Origin of the sequence: Stackebrandtia albiflava, assembly GCF_007994225.1 — a bacterium.
Taxonomy (GTDB): Bacteria; Actinomycetota; Actinomycetes; order Mycobacteriales; family Micromonosporaceae; genus Stackebrandtia; species Stackebrandtia albiflava.
In genome coordinates, this window is the sequence record NZ_VLLL01000006.1 from 82,352 (window position 1) to 95,578 (window position 13,227).

Here is a 13,227-nt window from a genome sequence, read left to right on the forward strand (position 1 = left end):
GGCGTCGAGCCTATGGGCCGATGTGGGGGTGTGTCGAGGCCGAAGCGCGGGGGCTGTGGATAACCCGCCGGTTGTGGACGGATCCGGGGTGGCCCCGGCGACATGCGGCGATGCGGCATGTGGATACGTCGACGCGCCGGGTCGCACGGCATCCGGACACGCCAATGTTTCACGTGAAACATCGCGGCCCACGGGTGTGCGAAGGTGTTAGCGGAAATCGACCTGGGGCATTGCGTCAAAGGGCCGCCATGGCCGTACTCTTGCGGAGTGCGTGAGAACTGGGATGAAGGTGAAGTCAGTCGCGAGCGCATTCGAGAGGTGCTGGACTCCGCGACACGGCCCGATTTAGCTGCCGACGGTGACCGGCCTGGTAATGAGACGACTCATGGAGCACAGATGCGAGCTGACCACACATGGGAGACTTCGGGCGCCGTTTCACGTGCGATCACGGCCGCGGCCGAAGCTACGGATCCCCAGTTTCCGCAACAGAAGCCGAATGTTCCACGTGAAACAGAGACCGAATGGCCGTCGCCCTGGGACGACGACCTACCTCTCGCCCGTGAGGCGCAGCGCGCCGTCAAGGTGTTGAATCCCGGCGGCGGAGTGTCGATGCCCCGTCCCCGTCGCCGCCGCGTCCTGGGGATCGCGAACCAGAAGGGCGGCGTCGGAAAGACGACCTCGGCCGTCAATCTCGCGGTGGCACTCGCACTCCACGGCAACCGCGTCATGGTGATCGACCTCGACCCGCAGGGCAACGCGTCCACCGGACTCGGTGTGGAGCACGGGGCCGGAACACCCTCCATCTACGAGGCACTCATCGAGGGCGTTCCGCTCGTCGAGGTGACCCAGGCGGTCGAGGGCATCCCGAACCTGGTGTGCGCTCCCGCGACGATCGACCTCGCCGGCGCGGAGGTGGAATTGGTGTCGCTCGTCGCGCGGGAGAACCGACTGCAGCGCGCCATCGCGGGTTACCCGCACGAGATCGACTACATCCTGATCGACTGCCCGCCTTCGCTGGGCCTGCTCACCGTCAACGCGATGGTCGCCGCCGAGGAGGTGTTGATCCCGATCCAGTGTGAGTACTACGCCCTGGAGGGACTCGGACAGTTGCTCCGCAACATCGAGCTCGTCAAGGTGCACCTGAATCCCCGGCTTCAGGTGTCGACGATCCTGCTGACGATGTACGACAAGCGGACCAAGCTCGCCGATCAGGTCGAGCAGGAGGTGCGCAGTCACTTCGGTGACACCGTGTTGAAGGCGGTCGTGCCCCGTAGCGTCCGGGTGTCGGAGGCACCGGGATACGGGCAGTCCGTCATGACGTACGACCCGGGTTCCCGGGGAGCGACGAGTTACTTCGAGGCGGCCGAAGAGATCGCCTTGCGAGGCGCGGCAATGGGGGCATCGTTATGCGCAAGAAGGGTGGTCTCGGACGAGGACTGGCGGCACTGATTCCGCCGTCCCCGGCCGAGGATGTTTCACGTGAAACGGCGTCGGAGGACGAGTCGCTGCCGACGCCGCGGCCTTCCCAGGACGACATCGCCTTCACCGGCGAATCGGCGGAGGCACCCGATGTTCCACGTGAAACGACACCGGAACTTCTGCCCGTACCGGGCGCGAAATTCAAGTTGATCCCGCTCGATTCGCTCGCCGTCAACCCGAAGCAGCCCCGCGAGGACTTCGCCCCGGAGGAACTCGACGAGCTGAAGGTGTCGCTCGGCGAGGTCGGGATGCTGCAGCCGATCGCGGTGCGGCCCCTGCCGCCGAACACGGTGCGCGTGGTCAAGAACGAGGACGACGAGGACGTCGAACGGGTCTTCGAGTACGAACTCGTCATGGGGGAACGCCGGACCCGTGCCGCGCGCGCCCTCGGTTGGGAGACCGTTCCCGCCATCGTCCGGGAGACCAAGGACGAGGACCTCCTCAAGGAGGCCCTGCTGGAGAACATCCACCGGGTGCAGTTGAACCCGCTGGAGGAGGCCGCGGCATACCAACAGCTTCTCGAGGAGTTCGGCGCGACGCAGGAGGATCTGTCGAAGCGGATCGGGCGCAGCCGGTCGCAGATCTCGAACATGATCCGGTTGCTGAGTCTGCCCGCCGGGCTGCAGAAGCAGGTGGCCGCCGGTGTCCTCACTTTCGGGCACGCGCGTGCGCTGTTGGCGCTGCCGAACACCGATCGGCAGCACGCGGTGGCGAAGCGGATCGTTCAGGAGGGTCTCTCGGTCCGGACCACCGAGGAGGTCGTGCGCTTGGAGAACGGCGGCCGGATTCCGGACGGCGACCTGGCGCAGTCGGTGCCGGCGAAGAAGCGGGCCACCAAGATCCACTCGCCGGGGGTCACGGATCTCGCCGATCGGCTCTCGGACCGGTTCGAGACGCGCGTGAAGGTCGCGTTGGGGCAGAAGAAGGGCAAGATCGTCATCGAGTTCGGCAGTATCGCCGATCTGGAGCGGATCGCGAAGAGCATGGGCCTGGACTCCCGCGAGAACTGATCCCGGGAGTATTCACCGGTCACCGGATTCTCCGGTGACCGGTTCTTCGTGTCATCGGGTGGCCCGGATCGTCTCCGGACAGCACGAACACCGCCGAGGTCGTCGGCGGTTTTTTTGTTTCACTCATTCGGTTGTCTGAGAACGTCGGTGTGGTCGACGGTCCGGCTCACGTGTCCGCATGTCTCCCCCGCTGGGCGACATGACCGACGTGGCGAACACCTGGAACGTGGAATGTTTCACGTGAAACATCGCGTCGTGGGTGTGGAGCACCGACCGGAACGAGTGACGAGGTGGTCCGCGTCCCCGGGGTTCGGGCGGCGGTGCCACGCCGACCGGAGGGGCCGGTCGGGACCGGATCGGGGTGACGGTTCGGCCGACGACACGTGCGACCCGGTGGAGGCCGTGGGCCATCCAGAGCCACAGCGCCCACCAGGTCGATGGTGGGATCGGCCGGCCGGACATACATCGGTGTCTATCAGCACGGCGCCCGGTGTGGCGGGAGGCGCGCCGGAGGCCCACCGCCGGAAGCGACGCGCGTCATACCGGACTTTGAGAAAGCATCTGGTGCCCGGGAGAACCATCGGGCACTGTTGTATCCGTGCATTCCGCTACAGCGGTCGGCCCGGACGCGGCTGCCGAAACAATCGAAGTCCTGGTGGATCCACCGGTGACCACGGCCCTGGTGGACGAACTCACCGAGCTGTGGGCGAAGGTGACGAACTCGGGTGGATCGGTGGGCTTCGTCGCCCCGGTCACCGAGGAGGGGGTTCGACCGCACACCGTGGCCATCCTCTCCCGGGTCATCGACGGCAGCGACACCTTGGTCGCCTTGACGAAGGGAGGACAGATCGTCGCATGGTGCGTTCTCGCCGCCAACGACAGTCCGCCGCGTCAGGGTTGGCGGAACGTCCGTCACGTGCAGGTGGATCCGGACAGTCAGGGCGGCGGGCTCGGCGGTCGGTTGCTCCAGGCGGTCGAGGCGGTCGCGCGAGGCGTCCTGGGGTTGGAGGCGTTGAGCCTGAAGGTACGGACCGGTACGGGTGCCGAGGAGTTCTACCGCCGGCACGGCTTCGTCGAGGTCGGCCGGTTGCCCGGTGCCGTCAAGGTCGCCGAGGACGACTACCGGGACGACATCATCATGTGGCGGCGGTTGCGGTAGCCGCGCGGCGGATGATCTCCGGCCGCCGGTCGGTCCGGGTGCCGTCAGGTATGCGGTAACTTCTATCTGTGGCAGGCAACCCCCGATCTCAGCAGCTTCCGGATTTCGTGACCTGGCCCGCTTTTCCGTTCGAGGGCGACCTTCGGTTGAAGCCGATCGCCCCCGCATCGGACGTGGAGCCGCCCCGGCGTGGCGAGGAGCCCGGTGAGTGCGTGTCGTGTCTCACCGGGGACGACGGCTATCTGTGGACGAACGACCGTTGGCGGGTGAAGACCCCGCCGAAGCCTTCGGGGTTGCCGGTCGTCGTCATCCTGGAGACGCGCGCGCATCTCGATCTCGGCGACCTCTCGACGATGCACGCCGCGGAGTTGGGTGTCTTGACGGTGCGTCTCGAACGGGCGATCCGGTCGCTCGACTCGGTCGCGCGGGTGCACGTCAATCGCTGGGGTGACGGTTCGGCCCACCTCCAGTTGTGGTTCCTGGCCCGCCCGAAGGGCCACCTGCAGCTTCGGGGGCCGTTCATGACGATGTGGGACGACATCCTGCCGCCGACCGAGGAGTCGCAGTGGCGCAGCGACCTGGAGTACCTCCGGGCGTGGCTGGACGACACCGACTGAACTGGGCGGGTTTTCCACAATGCCCCGGTTATCCACAACCTTCGCGGACAGCGCTGGACGGGCGCCTCGAATCGGTTCTACGCTCAAGCCATGGGGTGGAGGATGGCGGCCCCCCGGCTCGTCGGCGGGTGCCGGGGTGGGCGTGGGCGGGTCGTCGTCCTGGGGCACACGGCTCGGTGGTGGTTGTGGAGCCGGGGTGGAAACCGGTGGGAATGCGAAAACCGGAACCGATCACGTCGGTTCCGGTTTCTCGGTGGCCAGGGCCGGGGTCGAACCGGCGACCTCTCACTTTTCAGGCGAGCGCTCGTACCAACTGAGCTACCTGGCCGGGATAGAGCCATGCATACGTTACCGCATGAGTGGGCGAGGCCGCATCCGGGATACCGGTGGCGGCGACAGCGGGCGTCCGTGACCGCGGACGTCACGATTCGGTCCCGCACGGCTCGGTGTGGCGGTCGGGTCAGGCCGGGGGCCGGGTGAGCCGGAAGGTGACGTACCGGACGGGGTACCCGTGCCGGTCCTCGGTGAGTTCGGCGACGGGGGCGGCCGACAACGGCGACGCCTCGACGAGTTCCATCAGGTAGTCGAGATCCCCGCTGGAACCGAAGAACAGCAACACCCTGCCGTCGTCGGTGAGGTGCCGGTCCACCTGTTCCATGAAGCCGGTGAGCGTCCGGTAGTCCCGGTCGGTGACGGCGCGTTCGAAGGTGTCGCGCGGCGCGAACCATCGGAACGGCGGGTCGAACACGATCAGGTCGAAACGTCCGTCGATTCCGGTGAAGCAGTCGCCCTCCCGGACCGTCACACGGTCGGCGACCCCGTTGCGGGCGGCGTTCGCGCGGGCGGTCGCCACCGCCGACGGGTTCACGTCGACGGCCAGTACCTCGGCGGCGGTGCCGGCTGCCAGGACGGCGTTGACGCCGGAGCCGGTTCCCATGTCGAGTACCCGGTCACCGGGCCGGACCTCGGCCAGGACCGCCTCGCCCAGGACGTGGGACACCGGGGTGATCGGCATGACGTCGGGCGGGACGGTGAAGGTGCGCCCCAGGTACTCGGTGGTCTCACCGGTTCGCTCGGCGGCACGGTCTCGACCGGCTTCGTGCCACCGCAGTACCCATTCGGCGCGTTCCGGTGACATCCGGGGCTGGTGTGTGGAGCCGGTCATGGTGGAAGCGTAGGAGACGGTTCGGTTGCGCGACAGCGGTTATCGCCGCGCGGCACCGGCGTCCGTTCGCGGCCCGGGTGGTTCGCGCCGTTCGCGACGGCCGGTGCCGTGGCCTTATATCCCCGGGTGCCCGTGCCGGGCGGGCGGATGTGTTTCCCCGGCCGTGGTCGGGGGATGAACGGTGTCCGAACGATCCGCGAACAATCGGGGTGCGGAGACGACGAACCCCGGGCCTGAGCCGATGTCGGACTCTGGACCCGGGGTTCCATGGTGCGGAAGGAGGGAGTTGAACCCTCACGCCCTTTCGGGCACACGGACCTGAACCGTGCGCGTCTGCCATTCCGCCACTTCCGCGAGTGACCGGACGCCTCGAACGAGGCGAATGGAACTCTAACACAGGCGTCGTCGCGCCCGAAACCGGCTTACCGGGTGGGGGTGCGGGCGGGGCCGCGTCGGCTGGCGGGAATTGCGGCGACACTCTAGGCTTACTTAGTCCTGGAATGACCGGCTACGGCTGCTGAAATCACGTGACCGCTCAGCGCGCGACGCTGAGCGGTCTCACGCGGCCCGATACCATCGTTGACGGGCACACAAATGCCACCGTGGTGTTCAATGGTGTGATTGGCAAGGAGGAATCCGGTGACTGTGCTGGGACGCTTCGAGAAGCGGCTGGAGGGCCTGTTTGAGGGTGCCTTCGCGAAGATATTCAAGGGTGTAGTCCACCCGGTGGAGATCGCCGGCGCCATGCAGCGGGAGGCCGAGTCGCACAAGGCCATTCTTGCCGGTGGCCGGATTCTGGTACCGAATCGTTACGTGATCGACCTGTCGCCGCCGGACCACGACAGGCTCGCCCCCTACGCGGCGGCGTTGGCGCAGGAGTTGGCGCAGTCGCAGGCGGAGCACATTGGGGAGCACGGTTGGACCGTGTACGGCGACGTGATCGTGGAGATCGAGCGCGGCGAGGGCCTGGACACGGGGATGTTCCGGGTGATCGCGGAGGTGGCCGCTCAACAGGACCAGCACGCGCAGCACGGCTACGGCCACGGCGGTGGTTACGACGGTTCGCATCCGGGTGGCCAGCCCGCGCCGCCGACGGGTCCCCGCCTGGTGTCCGGTGACGGCAGGCAGTACGCCATCACGATGGGTTCGACCACGATCGGCCGTGGTGAGCAGGCGCAGATCAGGCTGCCCGACGTGGGTATCTCCCGGGTTCACGTGCGCATCGACTTCGACGGCGGCCAGGTGATCGTGACCGACCTCGGCTCGACCAACGGCACGCTCGTCAACGGGCAGCGGATCTCGACGATCGCCCTCCAGCCGGGTGACATGATTCAGCTCGGGACGACTTCGCTGACGCTGCAAGCCAACTGAGCGCGCGGCCGATGTCGGGGCCAGGCCCAATGATTCCTGACCTTTGGAGGACTGTCCGTGCCTGAGTTGGTCTTCACGGTCGCCCGGTTCGGCTTGCTGATCCTGTTGTGGGTGTTCGTCTTCGTGGTGGCGCGTGCGATCCGGCGGGACGTGTTCGCGCGCCCGGGTGGCGGCGTCGCGGTGGCCTCGCGTGGTGCCGCCGCGACGCCGCCGCCGCGTGGCGCACCGGGCGCGCCCGCCCCGCAGGCGGCCAGGTACCTGATCGTGACCGAGGGGGATCGCAAGGGCACCCGGTTGTCGTTGGGGGGTTCCACGATCCGGATCGGCCGTTCCCCGGATTCCACTCTGGTCATCAACGACGACTTCGCGTCGGCGAGGCACGCGCAGTTGATGCCGCGCGGCGGGCAGTGGCTCGTGGAAGACTCCGGATCGACCAACGGAACGTATCTGGGACGCGCTAAGGTCACCGGACCAACTCCAGTCCCCCTAGGGGTGCCGATCCGTATCGGCCGAACCAGCATTGAGCTTCGCCCATGACTTTGACTTTGCGTTACGCCGCCGTATCCGATCGCGGCCTGATCCGCAGCGGCAACCAGGATTCCGTGTACGCCGGGCCGAGGCTGATCGCCGTGGCGGACGGCATGGGGGGTATGGCCGCCGGCGATCTGGCCAGCAACATAGTGATCAGCTCCCTCTCGGTGCTGGACGAGGACGTTCCCCGTGGTGACCTGACCGCCGCGCTGGCGGGCGCGGTGGAGGAGGCCAACCACCGTATCCGCACCACTGTGGAGGAGAACCCGCAGATGGAGGGCATGGGTACGACGCTCACGGCCTTCCTGTTCTCCGGCAGCACTCTCGGAATGGTCCACATCGGTGACTCGAGGGCGTACCGGTTGCGTGGCGGGGCGCTGAACCAGATCACCAAGGACGACACCTACGTCCAGATGCTCGTGGACGAGGGACAGCTCAGCCCGGACGAGGCGGAGAACCACCCGCAGCGGTCGCTGTTGTTGCGGGCGTTGGGTTCCAACGAGGTGGAGCCGACGTTCGCGAGCCTGGAGGCGGTGGCGGGCGACCGTTACCTGCTGTGCAGCGACGGACTGTCCGGTGTGGTCAGTGATGAGACGATCGCGGAGGTGCTCCGGCAGATCCCGGACCCCCGCGAGGCGGTCGACCGGTTGGTGCAGTTGGCGTTGCGGGGTGGAGGCCCCGACAACGTCACGGTCCTGGTCGCCGACGTCACCGACGCCGACATCATCGAGGCCGCCCCGATCGTGGGTGGGGCCGCCGCCGCCGACCGTGACGACGTGTCCGCCGCGGACCCTTCGACGGCCGCGGCCCGTGCCGCGGCGACCACGGCGGGACCGGCCGAGCCGGAGGCCGAGACGCACACCGATGACGCGGCGGCCGAGCCGCCCCGTAAACGCCGGGGTAAGGCCGGTTGGTACACCCTGGTGGCGTTGCTGCTGGTGGGGATCGTCGTCAGCGCCGGGTATCTCGTCTACCAGTCGCAGTACTTCGTCGGGGTGGACGACGAGGGGCACGTCGCGGTGTTCCAGGGCTTCAACGGTGAGGTACTCGGTGTCTCGTTGGCGACCGTCGAGGTGGCGAGCGAGAGGTCGGTGGACGACCTGACCCCGGACGCCCGCCGCAAGGTCACCGCCGGTATTCCCGCCGACAGTCGTGAGGAGGCCCTGGAGATCCTGCAGGGCATGACCGACGACGACCCCGACAACGCGAACCTGTTGGATCCCTGCCCGTCCCCCAGCCCGTCTCCGCTGCCCGAACCGTCCGGGGACCCGGATTCGTCCGAGTCCGCTTCGGACGACGCCGATCCGAGCCCGTCCGACTCACCGTCTCCGGACGGCACGACGACGTCCGGCCCGGAACCCGGCGTCGACTGCCGTCCGATCGACTGACCGGGAGGCCGGGTGACCGCGAGACAGGCCACGCGAGTACCGACACGCCGCAACGTCGAACTGGCGTTGCTGCTGTTGGTGATCCTCGTGCTGTTCGTGTTCCAGACCGCGGTGGAGATCGCGTTGCTGGGCGAGCTCACCCAGACGGCGTTCTGGCTGGTCGGCCTCATGGGGGCCGCGATGCTGGTCGCGCACGTCCTGGTGAGGATCTTCGCGCCGTACGCGGATCCGGTGCTGTTGCCGTGCGGGGCGATGCTGACCGGGATCGGCGTGGTGTTCATCCGTCGCCTCGACATGAGCGCGGTCGTGTTCTCCGAGGAGGCGCAGGCCCTCGTCCAGGTGTATCCGACGGTCGAGGACCGTGCCGCGCTCGGCCTGTTCGACGACCCGGGCGGTCGGCAGCTCATGTACCTGTTCGCGGCGGTCGCGGTGTTCGCGGCCTTCCTGTGGCTGGTGCGGGACCACCGGAACCTGTCGCGGTACCCGTTCATCCTGGGGCTGACGGGGATCCTGATGGCGGCGTCCCCGGCGATCATCGGTCAGGAGATCAACGGTTCGAAGCTGTGGATCGACCTCGGTTTCGCCAGTGTGCAGCCGAGCGAGTTCGCGAAACTGTTGTTGCTGATCTTCTTCGCCTACTACCTGGTGCGTAAGCGGGAGGTGTTGTCGCTCGCGAGCCGCAAGTTCCTGGGGATCCCGTTCCCGCGCGCCAAGGACCTGATCCCGGTGCTGGTGGTGTGGCTGGTGAGCCTGCTCATCATGATCGGGATCCGGGACCTTGGCACGTCGCTGTTGTTCTTCGGCCTGTTCGTGGCGATGCTGTACATCGCGACCGAACGGATCAGCTGGATCATCATCGGGTTGAGCCTGTTCACCGGTGGTGTCCTGTTGATCTACCCGTTCTTCTCGCACCTGCAGTTGCGGGTGTCGATCTGGCTGGACCCGTTCGCCGACCCCAACGGTGACGGCCGGCAGCTCGTCCAGTCGTTGATCGGCCTGGGATCGGGCGGCCTGTTCGGGGCCGGCCCGGGCGCGGGGCAGCCGCAGGCGACGAACCCCGCCGCCAACAGCGACTTCATCCTGTCGGGTCTCGGTGAGGAACTGGGCCTGTTCGGGTTGACGGCGATCCTCATGGTGTACCTGCTGTTGGTCGCGCGCGGCATGCGCGCCGGCCTGGGGGTGCGTGACTCGTTCGGGAAACTCGTCGCGGGCGGCCTGGCGTTCAGCGTCGGTTTCCAGTTGTTCGTGGTGTTGGGCGGAGTCACGAAGCTGATCCCGTTGACGGGTCAGACCGCGCCGTACATGGCCGCCGGTGGTTCGTCGCTGTTGGCGAACTGGGTCCTGTTGGCGATGCTGGTCCGGTTGTCGGACGCCGGGCGGCGTCCGCAGGCGGCTCCGGCGGGCCCCATCAAGATCGCGCCGCCACCGGCTCCGGTGGACGACTCCCCGACCCAGATCGTGTCGGTGCCGCAGCTGGCGAAGGAGCCCGGCACGGGTTCCGACCCGGGTTCCGACGGCCCGCCGACCGACCCCTACCGGACGTCACCGTCCACCACTCCCGAGGTGAAGCCGTGAACGCACCACTGCGTCGGGTGACGATCGTGGTGATCGTGCTCTTCTCGCTGTTGTTCCTGAACCTGAACTGGGTCCAGTTCGCCGAGCACGACTTCTACCAGAACAACGCCTACAACGACCGGGTGACGATCGCGGAGTACTCCCGGCAGCGCGGTTCGATCGTCGCCGGCAGTGAGACGCTCGCCGACAGTGTCCCCACCGAGGACGGCGACGAGTACAAGTACCGGCGGCAGTACCCGCTCAACGAGCCGTTCGCGCACCTGACGGGTTACCAGTCGCTGGTGTACGGCGACAGTGGGCTGGAGCAGACCGAGAACCAGATCCTCTCCGGTGAGGACCCGAGGTTGTTCGTGGACCGGTTGAGCGAGTTGTTCACCGGTACCGAGGTGGCCGGCGGCAACGTGGTGTTGTCGATCGAGCCGGAGATCCAGTTGGCGGCGTGGGAGGCGATCACGGGTGTGAGTGAGGGCCAGGTCGGCGCGGCCGTGGTCCTCGATCCGCGCAGCGGCCGGGTGCTGGCGCAGGTGTCTGCGCCGTCGTACGACCCGAACCCGTTGGCCAGCCACGACAACCAGGAGTCATCCGAGGCGTGGACCGCGTACACCAGCGACCCGTCGAATCCGATGCTCGACCGCAGCACCCGGGAGCTGTACCCGCCGGGTTCGACGATGAAGGTCGTGGTCGCGGCGGCGGCGCTGGCGGCGGGCATGACACCGGAGACCGAGATCTCGTCCGGTAACTCCTACACCCCTCCCAACGCGGGCACCACCATCACCAACAGTGAGAACCAGTGCCCGGAGGACGAGTTGACGCTGCAGGAGGCGTTGACCCGGTCCTGCAACACCTCGTTCGCGAAGCTGTGCGTGGAGGAGCTGGGGCCGGAACCGATCGCGGAGATGGCCGAGGCGCTCGGCTTCGGGCAGCAGCTCACGACGCCACTGGGCGTGGAGGCGAGCCAGTGGGGTGACCTGTCCGACCCGGCGTTCCTGGCGCAGGCGTGCATCGGGCAGCACGAGGTGAAACTCACCGTGATGCAGGACGCCATGTTGTCGGCGGCGGTCGCCAACGGTGGTTCCCTGATGTCGCCGCAGTTGATCCGGGAGATCCAGGCCCCCAACCAGACGACGCTGGAGTTCGGGCCGGAGGACGAACTGTCGAACCCGTTCAGCGCGGACGTCGCCGCCGACCTGCGCAAGATGATGGAGAACGTCGTCTCCGCGAGCAACGGCACCGGCGCGAACGCCCGCATCGAGGGGTTCACGGTGGGTGGTAAGACGGGGACGGCGCAGCACGGCGTCGACGAGAACGGCAACGACCTGCCCGAACACGGCTGGTTCACCGGTTACGCCTTCAACGGTGACGGCGAACCGGTCGTCGCGGTCTCGGTGTTCCTGGCCGCCGCCGGTGACGGCGGCAGTGGCGAGGCGACCCGGATCGCCGGCGAACTGATGCGGTTGGCGCTGGAATGACGTTGGCGGCGGACAGGCACCATGGAGGGTGGACACGACCCTCGGTGAGTAAGGACGGAAGACGATGATGACTCCGGGCAGCAAGCTCGGCGGCCGGTATCGGCTGGACCGGCGGATCGCCACGGGCGGCATGGGCGACGTGTGGCGTGCCACCGACGAGGTGCTGGGCCGGGAGGTCGCCGCCAAGGTGCTGCTGCCTTCGCTGTTGAATGAGCCGGGTTTCGTCGAACGGTTCCGTGGCGAGGCGCGGGTGGTGGCGACGTTGACGCACCCGAACATCGTCCGGGTGTACGACTACGGCGAGTCGCCGATGCCGGGGGGCGGTCAGGTCGCGTACCTGATCATGGAGTTCATCGACGGTGAGGCGTTGACGGCGCGGTTGCAGCGGCAGGGGCGGCTCACCGCGCAGGAGGCGATGCCGATCATCGCGCAGGCCGCGGAGGCGTTGGACGCCGCGCATCAGCGCGGCGTCATCCACCGGGACGTCAAACCGGGGAACCTGCTGTTGTCGCCGCAGGGGAACGTGATGCTGACCGATTTCGGCATCGCCCGGTCGGCGTTGACGGGGGGCCTGACCCAGGCCGGTTCGGTGCTGGGGACGGCCGCGTACATCTCACCGGAGCAGGCGTCGGGGCAGCCGATCACCGGTCAGGCCGACGTGTACTCGCTGGGCATCGTCGCGTATCAGTGCCTCGCGGGGCGGCGGCCGTTCGACAGCGACAACCCGGTCGAGTTGGCGATGCGGCACGTGAACGACGCTCCGCCGCCGTTGCCGGACGACGTGCCGGAGCCGGCGCGGCGGTTCGTGGCGCAGGCGTTGGCGAAGGACACGGCGCAACGGTTCCCGACGGGTGAGGCGATGGCGGCCGCGGCCCGGGAGGTCGTCGGTATGGCGGGTCCGGCTGTGGTCTCGTCGCCGGCGAGGGGGGCGGCGGTGCCGCCGCCGGGTGTCGGACTGGACGACCGTACGCGGGTGAATCAGGCACTGGATCCCCATACGCCGCCGCCGGTGGCGAAACGCAACAGGTTGATGCTGGTGGTCGCGGGCGCGGCCCTGGGCCTGGTGGTGTTGGCCGGTGGTGTCTGGGCGATCGTCGACGGAGGTGGCGCGGAGGCCGGCGACGGGGGCTCCGACAACACCACGCAGTCCGCGGACGCCGAGGAGGAGACGCTGCTCATCGACGTCGGGGAGTACGTCAACGAGGACCCGCAGCAGGTGCAGGCCGCGTTGCAGGAGCTCGGGTTCACGGACGTGGAGATCGACGGGAACGGGCGCTTCGTGGCGGACATCACACCGAATGGTGAGCAGCTCCCTGGAACCCCGATCGTGATTGAAACGAGTATGACAAGGGTGAATCCGGGCGACTCGCAGGATCCGTCCGCACCGGACGGTTCACCGAGCTGTACACCTGGGACCATCGGATGCATCCCCCGCTAGACCGACACAAGTTTCCACACGAAGG

General features: G+C 67.7%; 11 protein-coding genes and 2 tRNA genes. 10 read left to right on the forward strand and 3 right to left on the reverse strand.

Annotation, left to right across the window (positions count from 1 at the left end):
• Window positions 1-396 precede the first annotated feature (396 nt).
• The 4 genes from LX16_RS11085 (at window position 397) to LX16_RS11100 (ending at window position 4,265) form a co-directional block, all read left to right on the forward strand.
• Entirely contained in the window at window positions 397-1,449 is a 1,053-nt protein-coding gene (locus tag LX16_RS11085) for a ParA family protein (protein ID WP_425304425.1), read from the forward strand.
• Entirely contained in the window at window positions 1,401-2,489 is a 1,089-nt protein-coding gene (locus LX16_RS11090) for a ParB/RepB/Spo0J family partition protein (protein WP_147137714.1), read from the forward strand. Before LX16_RS11085 ends, LX16_RS11090 begins: the two co-directional genes overlap by 49 nt.
• 667 nt (window positions 2,490-3,156) lie before the next feature.
• Window positions 3,157-3,648, forward strand: a complete 492-nt coding sequence (locus LX16_RS11095; RefSeq protein ID WP_158645562.1) for a GNAT family N-acetyltransferase — start codon at window positions 3,157-3,159, stop codon at window positions 3,646-3,648.
• 68 nt (window positions 3,649-3,716) lie between these two features.
• The gene (locus LX16_RS11100) at window positions 3,717-4,265 is read left to right on the forward strand and encodes a hypothetical protein (RefSeq protein WP_147137720.1); all 549 of its coding nucleotides are present in this window, start codon (window positions 3,717-3,719) and stop codon (window positions 4,263-4,265) included.
• Between the two features lie 254 nt (window positions 4,266-4,519).
• On the opposite strand, the gene LX16_RS11105 is transcribed toward LX16_RS11100, so the two are convergent.
• The 3 genes from LX16_RS11105 to LX16_RS11115 form a co-directional block, all read right to left on the reverse strand.
• Window positions 4,520-4,593 (reverse strand) — tRNA-Phe (locus tag LX16_RS11105).
• Window positions 4,594-4,725: 132 nt separating this feature from the next.
• Window positions 4,726-5,430, reverse strand: coding sequence for a methyltransferase (locus LX16_RS11110; protein WP_211354455.1), 705 nt, complete (start codon window positions 5,428-5,430; stop codon window positions 4,726-4,728).
• Between the two features lie 268 nt (window positions 5,431-5,698).
• A tRNA-Leu gene (locus tag LX16_RS11115) sits at window positions 5,699-5,784 on the reverse strand.
• 285 nt (window positions 5,785-6,069) lie between these two features.
• Here LX16_RS11115 and LX16_RS11120 point away from each other — a divergent pair.
• The 6 genes from LX16_RS11120 (at window position 6,070) to LX16_RS27095 (ending at window position 13,202) form a co-directional block, all read left to right on the forward strand.
• Entirely contained in the window at window positions 6,070-6,801 is a 732-nt protein-coding gene (locus LX16_RS11120; protein ID WP_147137723.1) for an FHA domain-containing protein, read from the forward strand.
• A gap of 57 nt (window positions 6,802-6,858) precedes the next feature.
• Window positions 6,859-7,338, forward strand: coding sequence for an FHA domain-containing protein FhaB/FipA (locus LX16_RS11125; RefSeq protein WP_147137726.1), 480 nt, complete (start codon window positions 6,859-6,861; stop codon window positions 7,336-7,338).
• Window positions 7,335-8,720 (forward strand): PP2C family protein-serine/threonine phosphatase, encoded by a 1,386-nt coding sequence (locus LX16_RS11130; RefSeq protein ID WP_147137729.1) that lies wholly within the window; start codon window positions 7,335-7,337, stop codon window positions 8,718-8,720. Before LX16_RS11125 ends, LX16_RS11130 begins: the two co-directional genes overlap by 4 nt.
• A gap of 12 nt (window positions 8,721-8,732) precedes the next feature.
• Window positions 8,733-10,295 carry an FtsW/RodA/SpoVE family cell cycle protein gene (locus LX16_RS11135; protein WP_147137732.1) on the forward strand — a complete coding sequence of 521 codons (1,563 nt, stop codon included), beginning with the start codon at window positions 8,733-8,735 and terminating at the stop codon, window positions 10,293-10,295.
• Entirely contained in the window at window positions 10,292-11,764 is a 1,473-nt protein-coding gene (locus LX16_RS11140; protein ID WP_147137735.1) for a penicillin-binding transpeptidase domain-containing protein, read from the forward strand. The genes LX16_RS11135 and LX16_RS11140 overlap by 4 nt, the downstream gene beginning before the upstream one ends.
• Window positions 11,765-11,828: 64 nt before the next feature.
• Window positions 11,829-13,202, forward strand: a complete 1,374-nt coding sequence (locus tag LX16_RS27095) for a serine/threonine-protein kinase (protein ID WP_211354456.1) — start codon at window positions 11,829-11,831, stop codon at window positions 13,200-13,202.
• Window positions 13,203-13,227: the final 25 nt, after the last annotated feature.